This window comes from Streptomyces sp. NBC_00443, assembly GCF_036014175.1.
In the GTDB taxonomy this organism is placed as follows: domain Bacteria; phylum Actinomycetota; class Actinomycetes; order Streptomycetales; family Streptomycetaceae; genus Streptomyces.
The window spans coordinates 3,255,591-3,272,763 of the sequence record NZ_CP107917.1; the positions used below are offsets into that span (position 1 = coordinate 3,255,591).

Below are 17,173 nucleotides of genomic sequence, written 5' to 3' on the forward strand. Positions count from 1 at the left end.
AGCAACAGCGTGGCAACCGTGGGTTGTCCTGTGCAAGCAAAGGCCAGAGAATCACTCGATGTGATGACTTGTGCGGGGGAGGGCTTTACCCAGGCACTTTCTTTCCGTATAGGGCGCTCTCACACATCGAGGCCGCCCCCACTTCCACCCTCGCCGCCGCTGTCGGAATCGTCCTCGTACGTCGGCACGGTCGTGTCCAGGCCCAGAACTTTGCGCGCGGTGACGGTCGCGGGGCCGTCGACATAGCCGTATGCCTTCTCGTAGTGCGCGTAGAACGTGTCCGCGTCTTCGGCCGCAGCGGCCTTGGCCCACTCCTTGCGGGAATCCTCCATGTCCGCGAGGAACTCGGTGATGGACCCCTTGGCGTCCTCCGGCCAGGGCTGTGTGCGCAGATTCTCGGTCTCCTCGCCGAGGACGCGGTGGACGTCCTTCGCCCAGGCCCGGTTCGCCTTCAGGTCGTCCTCGGGGTAGGCCTCGGGCTCCTCGTAGAGGACGTTGTCGATGTGGTTGGACGCCGACAGGAACCTCACCTGGTACCCGTCGAGGGTCATGTAGTCGCGGCGCAGCGACTCGGCCAGGGGCTTGCCGTCCGTGCTGCCGAACATGCAGGTGATCGCGCGGTCTCCGAAGCGCCAGCCCTGCCGGGTCGGCACGAGGTAGTACACGTCCACGCCGTCCGGGACGGCCCAGGCGTCCAGGGCGTAGAGACCCGCTTGCTCGTAGCACTTGTCGTCCGCGACCTCCGCGAGCTCGTCGTCGCCGGGGAAGGAGCCGTCCGGCACCTTCACGACGGCCACGACCTCGGCGTCGTGCCGACCGGTGCAGGGCACCTCGTCGACGTCGTAGGTCTCGCCCTCCAGGCTGCCGGTCGAGGAGTTGAAGCAGTCGCCCGTGGCGAGCGCGAAAGCGGTGCCCTCGCCGCTCGCGGCGCCCTTGAAGCCGTCCCAGAAGTCGGAGGCGGCGCCCGTGGACAGCAGCAGCGACCACAGCGCGAGCCCGACGGTGGACAGCACGGACCCGGCGACCGCCATGCCCGTGCCGCGCTCGCCCCTCTTCCTGATCTGCACCAGCGCGACCAGCCCCAGCGCCAGACCCACGGCCGGCAGGAAGCAGAGGATGCCGAGGACGAGGGCGCCGATGGCCATGCCGTTGACGGGCACGGAGCGGCCGTAGGCGCCGTAGGGGTGGTACGGGTACGGCCCCTGGGCGGCGGGTGCGCCGTAGGGGTACGGCGACGGGTACTGGCCCTGCGCGTACGGCCCTTGGGGCTGCCCCGGGGACCCCTGCGGCTGGTGGGGTCCGGGAGGCGGAGGTATGGACACGAGTACCGTGCTCCTGCGTTCGGGCGGCGGTGCCGGGTGGTGGGAACTGGCGTACGACTGGGCGAATCGTAAGCGCGGGGTGGGGCGATGGGGGACGCGGTGCGGGTCACGAATGCGACGGTCCGGGCGGTCAACGGGCAGACGGCGCGGCGGGCGTCGGCTTCCGAGGGCGGCGCGGTGTTCTCTGCTGCGGGTGTGTGGCCGCTGCTGGCCCTCCTGGCGGACGGGGCGGGCGGTCCGGCGCGGGAGGAACTGGCCGACGCGGTGGGGTTGCCGGCGGACGAGGCGGCGGGCGCGGCGCGGGAGTTGCTGGGCGCGATGGGGGCGACGCGGGGGCTGGACTCGGCGCTCGGCCTGTGGACCAAGCGGACGCTGGAGCTGCGGGAGCGGTGGGAGGCGGGGCTGCCCGCGGAGGCGCACGGGGTGCTGACGGGCAATGCGGAGGCCGACAAGACGGCGCTGGACGCGTGGGCGGTGAAGCGGACGGGTGGGTTGATCGAGCGGATGCCCGTGCGGCTGTACGACGACACCGAGATGGTGGTGGCGAGTGCGCTGGCGTTGCGGACTCGGTGGCTGATGCCGTTTCGCGAGCGGTACTGGATGCCGGAGTCCGGGCCCTGGTGCGGACGGGAACTGCAGGGTCTGAGGCGGGACAGCACGTTGCTGGACGGGTCGGTGTGGCGGACACACCCGAGGGGCACGTCACCGAGCTGAACGCCCGAGCCGACGGCCCTGGAGGTCCGGACCATGGCGTACGAGACACGGACCGTCCATGATCTTCTCGACCACCACGACGTGTTCGGGCTCACGACCGCGAGAGTGCAGCGGCCACCCGGTCACTTCCCCGGAGTCAGCGGCTTTCCTCTGTACGTCGAAGCGGCCCGGCGGCCCGCGATGGCCCGGTTCGGCGCCCGCGGCTTCGAGGCGGCCGCGGTGACCGCCTTGGGCGGGGCCGGCGCCGGTGTCCCGGAGCTGCGCTGGGTGACCACCACCGTCCAGGCCACCTACGACCGCCCCTTCGGCTTCCTCGCCCTGCACCGCCACTCACGGCTCGTCCTCGCGGCCGGCTGGGTCACGGACCCGGAGCCTTACCGCGAGGACGAGGAGGACTACTGATCCGGGATCAGAACTGCAGCGCCCAGGCGTCGATCCGCCCGGTGTCGTAGTTCGCGTTGTCGCTCACGCGCAGCTTCCACGTGCCGGCCGCTGCTTCCGAGGAGGCGTTCACCGAGTACGTGGTGTTGATGTTGTCCGAACTGCCGCCCGTGCCGTACGACTTCAGCGTGTACGCCGTGCCGTCAGGGGCGATCAGCTGGACCTGGAGGTCGCCGACGTACGTGTGGACGATGTGGACCTCGACGGCCAGGGCCGAGGGCGCGTTGCCGGAGACGCCGGAGACCGTCAGCGGGGACTCGACCGTGGCGTTGTCGCTGATCGCGTAGTCACCGGTGTTCTCGAAGCGCGGGCCGGGCGGGGTGGTCGTACCGCCGCCGACGTACAGGAGACGGTTGGGCGAACCCGTGCCGGGGCTGGTGACGACGCCGGTCGTGGCGGCGGCCGTCAGCGCCGAGGCGACCTGGGCCGGGGTGGCCGAGGGGTTGTCGGCGAGGTGGAGCGCGCCCGCGCCCGCCACGTGCGGGCTCGCCATCGACGTACCGGAGATGGTGTTGGTCGCCGAGTCGCTGGAGTTCCAGGCCGAGGTGATGGACGAGCCGGGCGCGAACAGGTCCAGGACCGAACCGTAGTTGGAGTAGCTCGCCTTGGCGTCCGTCGAGGTCGTCGCGCCGACCGTGATGGCTTCGGTGACGCGGGCGGGTGACCTGGTGGAGGCGTCGGTCGACTCGTTGCCGGCGGCGACGGCGAAGGTGATGCCGGAGGCGATGGCGTTGCGTACGGCCGTGTCGAGGGCGGAGTCGGCGCCGCCGCCGAGGGACATGTTGGCGACGGCCGGCTTGACGGCGTTCTGGGCGACCCAGTCGATGCCGGCGACGACCTGGGCGGTCGTACCGGAACCGGAGTTGTTCAGCACGCGGACACCGACGACCTTGGCCTTCTTGGCGACACCGTAGGCGTTGCCCGCGACCGTGCCGGCGACGTGCGTGCCGTGGCCATGGCCGTCCTGGGCGGTGTTGTCGTTGTCGATGGCGTCGTAGCCGTAGGAGGCGCGGCCGCCGAAGTCGCCGTGCGTGATGCGGACGCCGGTGTCGATGACGTACGCGGTCACGCCCTGCCCGGCGGAGTCCGGGTAGGTGTACGAGCTGTTGAGCGGCAGGTTCTTCTGGTCGATGCGGTCCAGGCCCCAGGAGGGCGGGTTGGTCTGGGTGGCGTCGATGCTGAACGTGCGGTTCTGGACGACCGAGGCGACCGCCGGGTCGGCGGCGAGCGCCTTGGCCTCCGCCTCCGAGGCCTCGATGGCATAGCCGTTGAGGGCCTTCTTGTACGTCCGCTCGATCCCGGCGCCGTACCCCTCGACGAGGGTCCGCCCCGCCTTGGAGCCCGAGCGGGCGTGGTCCGCCCTGAGGGTCACGATGTAGCTGTCGGCTACGGCGTTGGCCGCGCCCGCGTACTGGATACGGCCCTCGGGAGCGGCCGCGGCGGGGAGTGCGGAGACGAGGCTCGCGGCGAGGGCCGCGGTGGCCGCCATGCTGAGCGCGGACAGTCTTCGCCGGGTGTCTCCGCGGGAGTTACGCATCACTGCCATCTGAGGGGTCCTCCTCGATCGGTGGTGCGCTGGTGGGGGGTGCACGGGGTGCGTGGGACGTGCGAGACAGGCAGGGACATGTCAATTCCCTGCGTCGCCGCACCTGTGCGCCAGCCGAAAGATTGAGGGCTCCACAGGAATTACACAAGGGCCGTGCACAGCCAACTCGGGCCGGACGCGCCGCGGCAGGCGAGGACGGCCGGTCAAATGGACCGGCCGTCCTCGAACCCTGCCCCCGGGCGAGCGCGGTCAGTTGTCGAACGCCGTGGCGCGCGTGCGCTTCTCCCAGGTCAGGACGTCGTCGCGGACCTGGTCGAGGTGGCCGAGCACGGCACTGACCCCGTCGTCGCCCAACGGCAGCCTCAGCGGGGCGTCCTCGGCTTCCAGCGCCGCCAGAATCAGCGCCGCCGCCTTTGCCGGGTCGCCCTGCTGGGTGCCGTCGCCGCCGGCGACCATGCCGCGGGTCTCGCTCACCTTGGCGTACAGGCCGCTGTCCGCGCTGGCCCCGGCCCGGCCCGCCTGGAACAGCGCGGTGCGGAAGGAGCCCGGCTCGACGATCAGCACCTTGATGCCGAACTCGGCGACCTCGTCCGCGAGACCCTCGGACAGCCCCTCCAGCGCGAACTTCGTTCCGCTGTACGCCGAGAAGCCCGCGAACGACATCTGCCCGCCCATGCTGCTCATCTGCACGATCGCCCCGGAGCGGCGCTCACGCATGTGCGGGAGCACGGCCCGGGTGAGGGCGACCGGCCCGAAGACGTGCACGTCGAAGAGCTCGCGCAGCTCCTGCTCGGTCGTCTCCTCGAAGGCGCCGACGTGGGTGCGGCCCGCGTTGTTGACCAGGACGTCGATCCGGCCGTGCCGCGCGATCACGTCCTGGACGGCGGCTTCCGCGGCCCCGGTCTCCATGACGTCCAGGCGCAGCGCCTCCACCTGGTCGGGGTGCGCGGCCACCAGGTCGTCCAGGCCCTCGGGCCGCCGTGCCGCGCCGACCACCACGTCGCCCGCGGCGAGCGCCGCCTGGGCGATGGCCCGTCCGAAGCCGCTGGTCGCACCGGTGATCAGCCACACCTTGTTCATGACAGCTCCTCGTATCGCCGTGATGTGGACCAGCCTGCTGCGCCATGGGGTTGCCCGTCCAAGACCCACGCTGATAACCGATGGTTATGGCAATGGATGTTCATGTACGGGACCTGCGCTACTTCGTGACGGTGGCCGAGGAACTGCACTTCACGCGCGCGGCCGAGCGGCTGTACGTTTCCCAGCCCGCGCTCAGCAAGCAGGTCCGGGCGCTGGAGCGGCAGCTGGGTGTGGAGCTGTTCCGCCGCGCGCCGCAGGGCGTGACGCTCACCGAGGCCGGCACGGCACTGCTGCCGCACGCCCGGCGGGTGCTGGACGCCTGGTCGCAGGGGGCGGCGGCACTGGAGGCCGCGCGGGCGGTGGCACGCGGCACGCTGGTGGTGGGCATGAGCACCAGTCCGGGGCGCGGTGGGCTGCTGCCCGCGATCCGCTCCCGTTTCACCGCCACGCACCCGGAGACCGCCCTGCGGCTGCGGCAGGTGAGCTGGGAGGACCCGACGGCGGGCCTCGCGGACGGTGAGGCCGAGGTGGCCTTCGTGTGGCTGCCGCTGCCGGACGCCGGACGTTACGGCTGGACCGTGGTCGCTCAGGAGCCCCGGCTGGTCGCCCTGCCCGAGGCCCATCCGCTGGCCGCCCGCGCGGAGGTCGACTTCACTGAGCTGCTCGACGAGCCGTTCCTCGCCCTGCCGGCGAGCGCGGGGCCGTTGCGTGACCACTGGCTGGCGCTGGAGGAGCGAGGCGGGCGCCTGCCGCGCATCGGGGCGGAGATCGCGAGCACCGAGGAGACGTACGAGGCACTGGTCGCGGGGCTCGGGGTCTGCCTGGTGGCCGCGGGCAACGCCCCGCTGGTCTCGCTGGGCTCGGTGGTGACGCGTCCGGTGCGGGGGCTGTCGGCGAGCCGGTATGCGCTGGCCTGGCGGCGTGAGGATGCCGGGCGGCCACTCGTACGGGCGTATGCGGAGGCTTGTCGCCGGGCGGCGGGGCGGTCATGACCCTCTCGTCGCCCCGCCCTCACGCATCGCCCCGCCCTCACGCCCCTTCCGTAGCGGGCTCTGCCTGGGTCGTGCCCAGCCTCGCCTGCTCCTCCTCGACGATGCGGCGGGCGACGGCGAGGTCCGAGATGTCGACGGCGTCCGGTGTCGACTCGGCGACCGCGCTGCGCCGGGCGTACGCGTCGAACAGGCGGGTCTTTTCTCCAGCATCCGCACCAGCCGTTCGTCCACTCCGCCCGTGCTGAGCAGGCGGTGCACGCGCACCGAGCGGACCTGGCCCATGCGGTGGGCGCGGGCGACCGCCTGATGCTCGACCGTGGGCTTGAGCTGCGGCTCGCAGAGGATGACGACGGACGCGGCCTGCATGTTGAGGCCCACTCCGCCCGCCTCGATCTGCGACAGCAGTACGGCGTGGCCGGGCGCGGCGGCGAAGTCGTCTACGAGTTGCTGCCTGCGGGCGGGCGGCACGCTGCCCGAGATCGGCCCGAAGACCCGCCCGTTGAGCCGTCCGCTGCCCGGTCCGTCCTCCGCCGGATCCGCCGGATCCGCCGCTCCCGGGGCGTCCGCGAGCGCCAGCGCCTCCAGCACGACCGCCAGCACGTCGCGGAACGCGGAGAACACGACGACCTTCAGGCCGTTCTCGGCGGCCTCCTCGGCGATCTCGCGCAGCCGGTCCAGCTTCGCCGAGTGCTTCGGGCGCGCGTACGCCGCTCTGCGCATCGCCATGAAGTTGCCGGCCCGCACGGCCTCGCGGTAGGCCTCCTCGTCCGCCGCGCTGGGCTCCTCCCACTCGTCCGTGTGCTGGAGCGCGGGAAGTTCGGTGAGGACGTCCTGCTGGTTACGGCGCAGATAGACCGGTGCGACCGCCTTCCGGAACGCCTTGGAACCGGCAACCGAGTCGTGCTCGTCGACGGTCTCGGCCAGGCCCGGCTGCAGGATCCGGACCAGGCTGCGGAACTCCTCGACGCGGTTCTCCATGGGCGTACCGGTCATGAACAGCACGCGGTCGCAGTGCTCGGCCCACTCGGAGACGGTCCTGGAGCGGCGGGTCGCGGGGTTCTTGACGTAGTGCGCCTCGTCGACGACGAGCATGCCCAGCTCGCCGCCGCCCGGCACCGGAAAGCCGCGCAGGGCGTCGAAGGTGGTGACCGCGACGCCGCCCCGGCCCTTCCAGTCCGCGAACGCCTCCTGCCGTTCGGGTCCGTGCAGCGGTGTCACGCGCAGCGCGCTGCGCTTCTCGATCTCCCGGGTCCAGTTGATCAGCACGCTGGCCGGGCAGACCACCATGAAGTGACTCTGCCCCTCGGCGGCGAGGTGGGCCAGCGCGGCGATGGCCTGGATCGTCTTGCCCAGCCCCATCTCGTCGCCGAGGATCGTCCGGCGCTGGGCGAGCGCGAAGCGGGTACCGAAGGCCTGGTAGCCGCGCAGCGAGACCCGGCGGTGGGTGTCGTCGAGTGTCTGGTTCCTGACCCGCTCGGCCACCTCGTCCGGCAGGAACCCCTCGGCCGCCGCGGGGTCGGGAGCACGGCCGGAGAGCTCGGCGAGCAGGCCGTAGTACTCGGCGGAGCGCAGCTCGAAGTCGACCAGGGCGGCCACCTCGGACTCCGGGCGGCGCAGCAGGTCGACCGAGGCCTGGGCGAGCAGTTCGGGCACGCCGTCCCGTTCGGCCTGCTCGGTCAGGGTGCGGATCCCTGCGACGGCCGTCAGCGCCCGGTCCCGCCTGGCCTGCCCGGCGAACAGCATGCGCAGCCGCCCGGCCGCCGGCCCGGCCTCGGTCAGCAGCGGGCCGAGCCGCTCGGTCAGCGCCTTGGCCGCGTCGACGGCCCGGCGCGCCTCGTCGCCCGCCTCCACCAGCACGCCGAGCGCCATCACCAGGGCGGTGGTCCGGGGCTCGGGCCGGTCCACGTCGATGTGTACGGCGATGGTGTCCCGTACGGCGTCGGCGATCCGCCGGGCGGCGGCCACGGTCTGGTCGGCGGTCTGCTGTCCGACCCCGGGGAGCTGGCGCAACCGGTACGGCCCGGCGTCGAGGACCTGCCCGACCGTCCGGAATCCGCCCTTCTCCACCTCGCCCAGCCGCAGCCTGCCCTCGGTGACGTCCTTGAGCCGGGCGACGGGGATGACGTCGAGCTCGCGCCGCGCCAGCTCGTCATGGATCGGCTCCAGGGCGTGCCGTACGGCCGCGACGGCCCGCGCGTGGTCGTCGGCCACCGCCTGCGCCGCCTCGTGCAGCCGCCCGCCCCGGGCCACCGCCTCCCGCTCATTCCGCCCCATCGCGCCCCGGCCCCTTCCCGCCCCTCTCGCCGCGTCCTTGGCATCCTGCCATCCACGGCGCGCCAGGTCGTATCCGCAAAGTCCCGTCGTCCGCCCGACGGGCGGGCCCCGCGGCGCCATGGCGAGTTGGGGGTACCTCCACGCCCTCAAGGCAGTGGGGGACCGTGCCAGGCGTCGCGGGGGCAGGCGGGACTCTGCGGACACGACCTGGCTTCTCGTGATCTGCGCGAGGATCGATCCGTCCGTGATCTGTGTGTCGGCGGCCAGCAGGAAGGCCTTGCTGAGGATCAGCGTCGGTCAGTTCGGCGAAGCCGGCCCGTTACCAGTAGGTGCGCCCGGGGCCGGCGTCAGTCCAGCCGGGGTCGGCGGCGATCGAGGTCACGCCCACGAACAGATCGACGTCCCGCATCGCCTCCGGCGGCCTGGACGCGCTCGCCGCCGAGCTCGGTGACGAGGGGGTTCACGGCGTCAGCGGCATGCTGAACCGCGCCCACGGCCGGATCGTGCTGGACCCGTTGGCCGTACTGACCGCCAAGGGCGTGATCACCCCCGACCTCGCCCCGGGGGCGACACCACCCTCGCCATGGCTCAGGCCCGCCCCACCGACCCGATCACCGCAGCACTCGAATCGGCCCTCACCGCCCTCGCCCAGACGGCACACCACGGTCTGCGCCGACTGACCACAGCGGGCCGCACCCGCCTGACCGACAGCGCGGCGGCACTCCAGCGCGCCGGCCTGCACGCGGAAGGAACCGACACCGCTGCGAACCCGGATGGCTGAGGGACAGGGCGCACCTGGCCGGACAACTCGGGTCGATGTGGCGTCCGTTGCCATACCGTGGGCATATGGCGCTGCATCACCACAGTGACGGTCCATGGCGCGTGAGGGTGGACGACGAGGACGGCACGCCGTGCGGCGCCGGCGTACTGCTCGACGACCGGCATGTGCTGACCTGCGCGCATGTGGTCCGGGACGCCGGAGCGGGCCCCGGGGGCACCACGGCTCACGTGCGGATCAGCAGCGTCGCGTGCCGCCCGGAGTGGAGCCGTGTCGGGCACGTCGCCCCGGGCACCTGGGTGCACAGGGACGATACGCAGCGCGGTGACGTGGCCTTGCTGGAACTCGACGAACCGGCCGGGTGCGGCACCCGCACCACCCTGTGGAAGGCGCCCATCTCCGGCGGTGCGGTGCGCGTGTACGGCTTTCCCCATGCCGACCCGGTCGGCATGGGGACGGACGCGCGGCTCGCGGGGTCCGGTGGCCGGCAGGGTGAGTGGGGGCTGCTGAAGCGGGTGCGCGAGGGCGATCCGTGGATCGAGCCCGGGTATTCGGGCGCGGGAGTGATGGCGCTGGGCGGCGAGTTCGACGGGCGCGTGATCGGCATCGTGGTGGCCGACTATGTCGACGGCGACGCGAAGGCGGCCTGGATGCTGCCCACCGAGACGGTGCTGTCGTATCTGCCCCGCATCGGTGAGCTGGGGTTCTTCGACGGCGACCCCACCGACGAACTGGGCCGCACCCGCGGCGTGTTGGCGGACGACGTGCTGGGCGACCCGCTGCGGCTCGCCCTGACGCAGGAGCTCACCCGGCTGCTCGACAGCGGCTGGTCCGGCACCGTCGTCGTCGGCACCGGCGGCACGACCGCGGTCGGCGACTCCTGGCTGGTGCGCCTGGTGCGCACGGCCGACCCGGCGACCAGGGCCACCGTCTCCGACGACGAACTCACGGGCGCGCCCGGCGACACGGTTCTCGGGCTGGGCGTCATCGACGCGGCCTACGACGCCCGAGGCAGGTCGGTCGCCGACGTGTGCGGCTACCTCGCGCGCCGGTTCGGGCTCCCCGGCGGGGACGCCCGCGCGGTGGCGCGGCAGTTGCTGCGGCGCCGGCCGCCCGCCTGTCTGGTGGTGGGCGGCGTGGACCGGGCGCAGAACCCGGAGGCGCTCGTACGGGATCTGCTGGGGCAGTTGGCCGGCCGGGCCCGGTCGCGGGGCCTGCGTCTCGTCCTCGGCTTCGAGGGCACTGCGCCGGACGGTCTCGCCCACGACGTGTCCCTGGACCCGGAACCGATCCGCGGACCCGCCGTCGGGGCCGTGACCGCCGCGAACGCCCAGGGCGTCGTCGGACTGCTGGCCGCCGAGGAGGACGCCGCGGCCGCACTGGAACAGGAGTGGGGCGTGCGGTTCTTCGCCCCGCCCCGGCTGCCGCCCCGCGCCGCGCCCCGGCTGCGGGTCCGGCTGGCCGTCGCCCGGGTGACGGAGCCCAGCCCCGAACTCACCGCGGTCCACGACCGGGCCGTCGCCGCGCGGGCCGACGTGGCCCGCTACGACCGCGAGGTGCGCCGGCTGTCCGGGGCCCACCAGGACCTCTCCTCGACCCTGGAACTGCACCGGCTGCGAGCGGCCCGGTACTTCGGCGACGAGGACCGCCGTCTCGCCGAACTGCACGCCCCCGCTGCCCGCGCGCTGCAGACCGTGCCGATCGACCTCGCGGCCGCCCGCCGGTCGGTCGACCGGTACGTGGACGAGGTCAACCGCCGTATCGAGGAAGGGTGACGCCGTGCCGATGTGCAATCGCCCCGACTGCGGGCGTGGCGAGATCGACGAGCAGGGCTTCTGCGACGCGTGCGACCGGCGCCCGCTGCCGCGCGACCACGCCGCGCCGCCGGTCCGTGTTCCCGAGCCGGTGCGGGGAGCGGGCGTCGGCGTGGCACAGGTGCGGCCGGACCCCTGGTACGGGCTCGGCCTGGTCGACTCCGACCGGGGCCCGGAGGTCCCGGACGTACCGCTGCCGTCGGCGGACCCCGTCGCCGAGGAGCATCGTTTCTGCGCCAACCCTTCCTGCCGGGAGCCGGTCGGCCGGGGCGCGGCCGGCGAACCGGGCCGGACGAAGGGCTTCTGCCCCCGCTGCGGGACCCGCTTCGACTTCGCCCAGCCCAGCGGCCTCACCATCGCCGACCGCTACGACGTCGAACGCGTCCTCGGCTCGGGCGCGTACGGCGCGGCCTACCTCGTCCACGACCGCAACCTCGCCACCCACGTCGTCCTCAAGGCCCTGAACAAGTCGGTCGCGAGAACCGCCCTGCACGAACGGGACGTCCTGGTCGGGCTCCGGCACGACAGCATCGTCCGCATCCTGGGCTACGAGCACGAGGGGCCGCATCTCGTCCTGGAGTACGTCCCGGGCGTGCCGCTCTCGGCGGGTGACGGCGACCGTCTCGAGACCCTCCTCGCGCACGGCATCCGCATCCTCCAGGCGCTCGACTATCTGCACGCCCGGGGCCTGCTGCACTGCGACGTCAAACCCCTGAACATCATCCGGTTCCGGGAGCAGAGCCCGGCGGGCGCGCTGGACCGGGTGCGGCTCATCGACTTCGGCGCGGTGCGCAGCCAGAAGGACGCGGGACCGGTCGTGGCGTACACCCCGCCGTACGCACCCCCGGAGGGCGATCCGGAGCATCGGCGTCCGACGCCGGGCTTCGATCTGTACTCCCTGGGCATGACCCTGCGCGAAATGTGCCACTCCCGCTGGACCGACCGCTCGGTGCCGGGCGTCGACTCGCTCCGGCTGCTGCTGGACCGCGCCACGGACACCGAGCAGCCCTGGCGACGGTTCGTGTCGGCGCGGCAGTTCGCGGAACAGCTCAGCGGCGTCATCCGGCAGGTCGTCGCGGCGGCGCCGGCCCATCGTCAAGTGGCGCGCCCGTCGGCCCTGTTCGGCTCGATGCCCGAGTCCCTGCACGGTGGCCTCGGCGCGGCCCGGCCCCTTGCCCACTGGGTCGAGGCGCGGCCCGGCGAGGACGCGACGCTGACGATGCGGGCGCCGTTCGCCTCCCCCGAGCCCGGCGACATCGCCGCCGCGCTCCCGGCCCCGCTGTCCGATCCCGACGCCCCGGACATGGCGGGCTCGGCCGGACGTGCCCTGGCGGAGAGCCGGCTCGCCCTGCGCAGAAGGGACCCCGCGCTGGCGGAGCGGGCGCTCGCGGCGGCGGGCCTGCCCGACTGGCACTGGCTGCACGCCTGGTACTCCGGCCTGATCGCACTGGCCCGCGAGGACGCGCGGTCGGCCGCCCGGGCGTTCACCACCGTACGGGAGGCGGTGCCGGGCGAGTTGATACCGCAGCTCGCCCTCGGCCTGTGCGCGGAACTCCGGGGCGACCTCGCCGCCGCCCGGTCGCACTACGGCGCGGTCTTCGACACCACCCCCGCACTCGGCGCGGCCGGCTTCGGACTGGCCCGCGTCCATCTGCTGGTCGGCGAGCGGACCGAGGCGGTGGGCACGGCCGTACGGCTGGCGCAGGAGTTCCGCTACGAACGCGAGGCGCGCGTGGCGGCCGTACGCCTCAGCGTCGTGATCCTCGACGGGTCCGCCCACCGCGGGCCCACCGGGGACGACCTGGAAAGGGCCGGGGCGGGCCTGGACGGCCTCGACGTGGACGCGGCGGCGGCCGCGGGACTGCGCGCGGAGATCCGGTACGCGCACTTCCTGCACCATCGCGACCGCGAGCAACTGTCCGACGCGATCCGCGAACTCGGCCCGCACGCGCCCACCGAGCGCGAGTACGTCGCACTGGTGGACCTGGCGAACCGGCTGCGCCCCCCGCTGCGGTGGAGAAGGGCCGGACGACGTGGAAGAAGCGGTCATTCCCGTTTCGGAGGAACACCCAGAACGCTAAGCTCCTGATACGCCAGGTAAGGGACGGTTACACGCTCCGTAAGGGACACGCAGCGACGCGATCGGGTGGTGCCGGTGGGGGACAGGTCGCCCTTGGGGCTCAGCTTTGCCCTGGAAGTGGACGCGCCCTCGGATCTGGCCCACGACGAGCAGCGCGCGGACGCCCTCGTCACCGTCACGGCACGCTCCGCCGCGGAGGCGGAAGCGCACGCGGTCCCGGACCGGCCCGGCGCCGAAATCCTCATCATGGACCGGTCGTTGTCCATGTCCGGCCGGAAGCTGGACGAGGCGAAGCGCGCGATGTGCGCCGCCATCGACACCCTGCGGGACGGCACCTACCTGGGGATCGTCGCGGGCCACCACAAGGCCGAGGTGATCTTCCCGGCCACCGGCGGCCTGGCCCGCGTCGACGCCCTGACACGGGAGGACGCCAAGCTGCGGGTCGTCGGCCAGTTCGCCGAGGGCGGCACGGCGATCGGGCAGTGGCTGGCCTGCGCCCAGCACCTGTTCACGTCGGTGGCCGCTGCGGGCACCGTGCGCCACGCCGTGCTCTACACGGACGGCAAGGACGAGCACGAGACGGCCGAGCAGCTCGGCAGCGTACTCACCGCGTGCACCGACCAGTTCGTGTGCGACGCCCGGGGCGTGGGCGGCGACTGGCACTACGCCGAGCTGCTGCGCATCACCGAGGCCCTGCACGGCACCGCCGCGGCCGTCGTGGCCGTCTCCGACCTCACAGCGGACTTCACCCGGCTCATGCGCCAGGCGCAACGCATCGTCGTGCCCCGCGTCTACCTGGGCCTGCGCCTCAACGACCGGTTCCAGCTCGCCTTCGTACGCCAGACCCGCCCCGTCGAGGCCGAACTGACGGCACGCCAGTCGCAGGACGGCGAGACGCATGTCCCGCTGGGCTCGTGGCCCCCGGAATCCCGCCAGTACCACGTCTCCCTGCGCTTCGACCCCCACGCCCTCACCGTCGACGAGGACCTGCGCGCCGCCCGCATCACCCTGCACGCCGAACGCCCCGACGGCACGCGCCGGCCCTGCTCCGACACGGCGGCCATGGTGGTACGCCGTCGTTCGACACCCGGCTTCGGGATCCCCAGGTCGGCCAATCTCACCCGGGTCGAGAACGAACGCGAACTCGGCATGGCGATGCGCGCCTGCGCCGACGCCCACCTGCGCGGAGACCTCGAACGCGCCGACCGCGAACTGCGCCTGGCGACCGGCCTCGCGCAGGACCTCCGTGACACCGTGCGGCTACGGCTGCTGCGGGCACTGGCGACCACCGGACCCGACGGGCGGCTGCGAGTGCGCCGCGATGTCTCCCGGGCGGAGATCCAGCGGATCGGCGTCGACTCGACGAAGACGGTGGCGCCCCGGGTGGACGCGGCCGAACTCCCGCTACCCGACGTGCCGTTGCCGCCCCGCGAATGCCCGCAGTGTCGTACGGCGTCGACGTCGGTCTCGGCCAAGTTCTGCGAGGAGTGCGGGCATCGGTTCGGGGACGGCGCGGCGGGCGGTCAGCCGGTGGACGCGTCGTGAGGGACGTGGGGGTGCACGGGCCCTTGGCGCGCAGGCCCTGGGTACGGGGACGTCCGGGATCGCGGCGGCCCCATCCCGTCGTCGTGCTGCGCCGGCTCCGAGTGGGCGTGCTGAGCATGGTGGCGCTGACCGCGTTGCTGTATCTGCTGGTGGCCGATCGGGCCGGGGACCAGATGGCTGCCGCCGACCGCACTCGCCAGGCCGTCGACGACCTCACGGAGGCACGCGAGGCGGCCGTACGGGCGAAGGACGAGCTCAGGAAAGCGGCGGCGGCCACGGGCGAGGTCGACCTGATCGGCACCGGCATCGGCTTCGCCAACGCCACCAGCGGTGTCAGCACCCTCCTCACCTCGGCGACCAAGGGCAACGCGGCCGGGGAGCAGGGGCTGCACCACATCCAGTTCGTCCAGGGCCAGTTGACGACCTGTCTCCAGCTGGCAAGCGGCCCGCAGGGGGCGGCGGCGGCCATCCCGGCCGTCGAGGACGGGCCGGAACAGGACGACGAGGGCCGTGACGTCCGGTTCACGGGCGGGCTCATCGAATCGCTCGAGGATCTCCGGGAGATCGAGATCCTGGCCCTGGACGAGCAGCTCCGGTCGCGCTGGCTCAACCCCTACCTGCTGTGGCCCCTGTTCATCACGCCGGTGGCCGTCATGCTGCTGCTGGCCTGCGCGAGCAGCTATGTCGTCGCCCGCCACTTCCGGCAGTACCCCAGCCCGGCGCTCGGCCTGGCCCTGCTGGCGACCGCGTCCGTCGCCGTCACCGCGTGCAGCGATCCGCTGCTGCCCGGCAAGGGGTGGGTCATGGCGATCGCGCTGCCCCTGCTCATCGCCGCCGGCGGGCTCGGATACGTCGCCTACCGCCCCCGTATCGACGAGTACCGGTTCCCGCACCCATGAGACGGCCGACGGCACCACTCGTGCGCTGCGCCCTGGCCCTCGGCCTGCTCCTGGCGGCGGCCGGCTGCGGCGGGCCGGAGAAGGAGCGGGTGACGATCATGGTTCCCTGGTCCGGCACCGAGTTCAAGGCGTTCTACTCGGTCATCGAGGCGTTCGAGGACCGCAACCCCGGCATCGACGTCGAACCGCAGGTCACCCGCGCCCTCACCCAACAACTCGACGCCGCCGTGGCCGCGGGGGCGGCGCCCGACCTGGCGGTGCTGCCGAGCGTGGGCGCGATCTCCGAGTACCGCAAGGACAGGGCGCTCAAGCCACTCGCCGTCGACACGGCCGCGTACGTCGAGCCGTTCCGCGAGCTGGCCATGGAGGACGGCGACGTCTACGCGGTCCCCGTCAAGGCCGACGTCAAGAGCCTCGTCTGGTACGACGCGACGAAGGTCGCCCCGCCCCCTCCCCGCACCTGGGACGCACTGCGCGCCCGGCCCGAGAGCTGGTGCCTGGGGCTGGAGTCGGGCCCGACGTCCGGCTGGCCGGGCGCCGACTGGATCGCGGACCTGCTGCTCGCCGAGGCGGGCGTGGACACGTACGAGGCCTGGGTGTCGGGCGACCTGAAGTGGGACTCGGCGCCGGTCGACACGGCGTGGCGGGCCTGGGGGGATCTGATCGGGAGTGCCCCCGACGGCGCGGCCACGCGCAGGTTCAGCGAGGCCGCCGACGGCATGACCGACAACTCCTGCTCCCTCGGCCACGGCGCGCTGTCCGCGATGGGCTTCGAGCCGGACCGGGTGACACCCGGCACGTACACGTACGTGACGCCGTCCCCGGATCGCGTGCTGGAGGTCTCGGCGGACTTCGTCGGCAAGTTCACCGGAAACAACGCCGGCGCCGACCGGCTCATCTCCTACCTGGCGAGTGAACAGGCCCAGCAGGCCTGGGTGGACGCACCCGGGTTCGCGCTCTCGGCCAACAGGAAGGTCACGGCGTACGGCAACGACACCCAGGAGCGGATCGCCGGGATGCTCCGCTCCGGTTACACGCTCTGCTTCAGCGCCGCCGACGCGATGGATCCCGATGTGTCCGCCGCCTTCTACCGAGCGGTCCTGGAGTACGCGAACGGCAAGGACCTGCCCTCGCTGCTGGAGGCGCTCAACAGGGTTCAGCGGGAGATGCGGGACTCCCCGCCGCCCACTCCCCTCTGCGGCACCCCGAGCCACGCCTGACGCGCCCAACTCGCCCCCCCAGGAGCCCCCATGCCGGACGCAGTCCAGTTCACCCTCTCCGACGGCACCGTCGTCCTCGTCGCCCCGCCGGCTCGCGCGGGCACCGGCGCGGTGGGACTCGGGACACGTCTGGAGAGCGCGGCGACCTCCCTGCGGGACGCCCTGGCACCGGTCACCGCCGCCGCGTCCGACGTGATCGGCGGCTTCCGGTCCCTGGCCGAGCGGCCCGACGAGGTGGAGGTCACCTTCGGCGTCGTCCTGGACGCCAAGCTGGGCGCGGTCCTGTCGAGCGCCACGGCCGGCGCCCACCTCGACGTCACGCTGCGCTGGAACGGGAACGGGAACGGCACCGGCACCGGCACCGGCGCGGGCTCTAGCCCGGGCTCCGGCACGAACTCGGGTGCTGCCACACCGTCCTGACCTCGCGCCTGAAGAAGCGCCTGAAGAAATCGAGCGTCGCTTGTAACG

13 protein-coding genes and 1 pseudogene are annotated in these 17,173 nt (G+C 72.9%); 10 read left to right on the forward strand and 4 right to left on the reverse strand.

Annotation, left to right across the window (positions count from 1 at the left end):
- Positions 1-119 precede the first annotated feature (119 nt).
- Complete coding sequence (locus OHO27_RS14315) at positions 120-1,322, reverse strand: DUF4190 domain-containing protein (protein WP_328423879.1); 1,203 nt, start codon at positions 1,320-1,322, stop codon at positions 120-122.
- Positions 1,323-1,421: 99 nt separating this feature from the next.
- Here OHO27_RS14315 and OHO27_RS14320 point away from each other — a divergent pair, with 99 nt between their 5' ends.
- Together OHO27_RS14320 and OHO27_RS14325 are read left to right on the forward strand one after the other, a co-directional pair.
- Positions 1,422-2,036, forward strand: a complete 615-nt coding sequence (locus OHO27_RS14320; RefSeq protein ID WP_328423881.1) for a serpin family protein — start codon at positions 1,422-1,424, stop codon at positions 2,034-2,036.
- A gap of 33 nt (positions 2,037-2,069) precedes the next feature.
- Positions 2,070-2,438: a hypothetical protein gene (locus OHO27_RS14325; protein ID WP_328423883.1), complete on the forward strand. Its 369-nt coding sequence runs from the start codon at positions 2,070-2,072 to the stop codon at positions 2,436-2,438.
- 7 nt (positions 2,439-2,445) lie between these two features.
- Here the strand turns inward: OHO27_RS14325 and OHO27_RS14330 are convergent, their stop codons facing one another.
- Together OHO27_RS14330 and OHO27_RS14335 are read right to left on the reverse strand one after the other, a co-directional pair.
- Positions 2,446-4,023 (reverse strand): S8 family peptidase, encoded by a 1,578-nt coding sequence (locus OHO27_RS14330; protein ID WP_328423885.1) that lies wholly within the window; start codon positions 4,021-4,023, stop codon positions 2,446-2,448.
- A 249-nt stretch (positions 4,024-4,272) separates the two neighbouring features.
- Entirely contained in the window at positions 4,273-5,103 is an 831-nt protein-coding gene (locus OHO27_RS14335; protein ID WP_328423887.1) for an oxidoreductase, read from the reverse strand.
- 86 nt (positions 5,104-5,189) lie between these two features.
- Between OHO27_RS14335 and OHO27_RS14340 the strand changes: the two genes are divergently transcribed.
- Positions 5,190-6,095: a LysR family transcriptional regulator gene (locus tag OHO27_RS14340; RefSeq protein WP_328423889.1), complete on the forward strand. Its 906-nt coding sequence runs from the start codon at positions 5,190-5,192 to the stop codon at positions 6,093-6,095.
- Between the two features lie 37 nt (positions 6,096-6,132).
- On the opposite strand, the pseudogene OHO27_RS14345 reads toward OHO27_RS14340, so the two are convergent.
- Positions 6,133-8,369: pseudogene (locus OHO27_RS14345) on the reverse strand (DEAD/DEAH box helicase).
- A gap of 583 nt (positions 8,370-8,952) precedes the next feature.
- Here OHO27_RS14345 and OHO27_RS14350 point away from each other — a divergent pair.
- The 7 genes from OHO27_RS14350 (at position 8,953) to OHO27_RS14380 (ending at position 17,125) form a co-directional block, all read left to right on the forward strand.
- A complete protein-coding gene (locus tag OHO27_RS14350) occupies positions 8,953-9,150 on the forward strand; it encodes a hypothetical protein (protein WP_328423891.1) in 198 nt (65 codons plus the stop codon).
- A 65-nt stretch (positions 9,151-9,215) separates the two neighbouring features.
- Complete coding sequence (locus OHO27_RS14355; protein ID WP_328423893.1) at positions 9,216-10,922, forward strand: S1 family peptidase; 1,707 nt, start codon at positions 9,216-9,218, stop codon at positions 10,920-10,922.
- Between the two features lie 10 nt (positions 10,923-10,932).
- On the forward strand, positions 10,933-13,050 hold the full coding sequence (locus OHO27_RS14360) for a protein kinase domain-containing protein (protein WP_328423895.1): 2,118 nt from the start codon (positions 10,933-10,935) through the stop codon (positions 13,048-13,050).
- An 84-nt stretch (positions 13,051-13,134) separates the two neighbouring features.
- Entirely contained in the window at positions 13,135-14,586 is a 1,452-nt protein-coding gene (locus tag OHO27_RS14365; RefSeq protein WP_328423897.1) for a VWA domain-containing protein, read from the forward strand.
- 83 nt (positions 14,587-14,669) lie between these two features.
- The gene (locus OHO27_RS14370) at positions 14,670-15,485 is read left to right on the forward strand and encodes a hypothetical protein (protein WP_328423899.1); all 816 of its coding nucleotides are present in this window, start codon (positions 14,670-14,672) and stop codon (positions 15,483-15,485) included.
- Positions 15,482-16,705, forward strand: a complete 1,224-nt coding sequence (locus tag OHO27_RS14375; RefSeq protein ID WP_328423901.1) for an ABC transporter substrate-binding protein — start codon at positions 15,482-15,484, stop codon at positions 16,703-16,705. Before OHO27_RS14370 ends, OHO27_RS14375 begins: the two co-directional genes overlap by 4 nt.
- 30 nt (positions 16,706-16,735) lie before the next feature.
- Positions 16,736-17,125, forward strand: coding sequence for a CU044_2847 family protein (locus OHO27_RS14380; RefSeq protein WP_328423903.1), 390 nt, complete (start codon positions 16,736-16,738; stop codon positions 17,123-17,125).
- Positions 17,126-17,173: the final 48 nt, after the last annotated feature.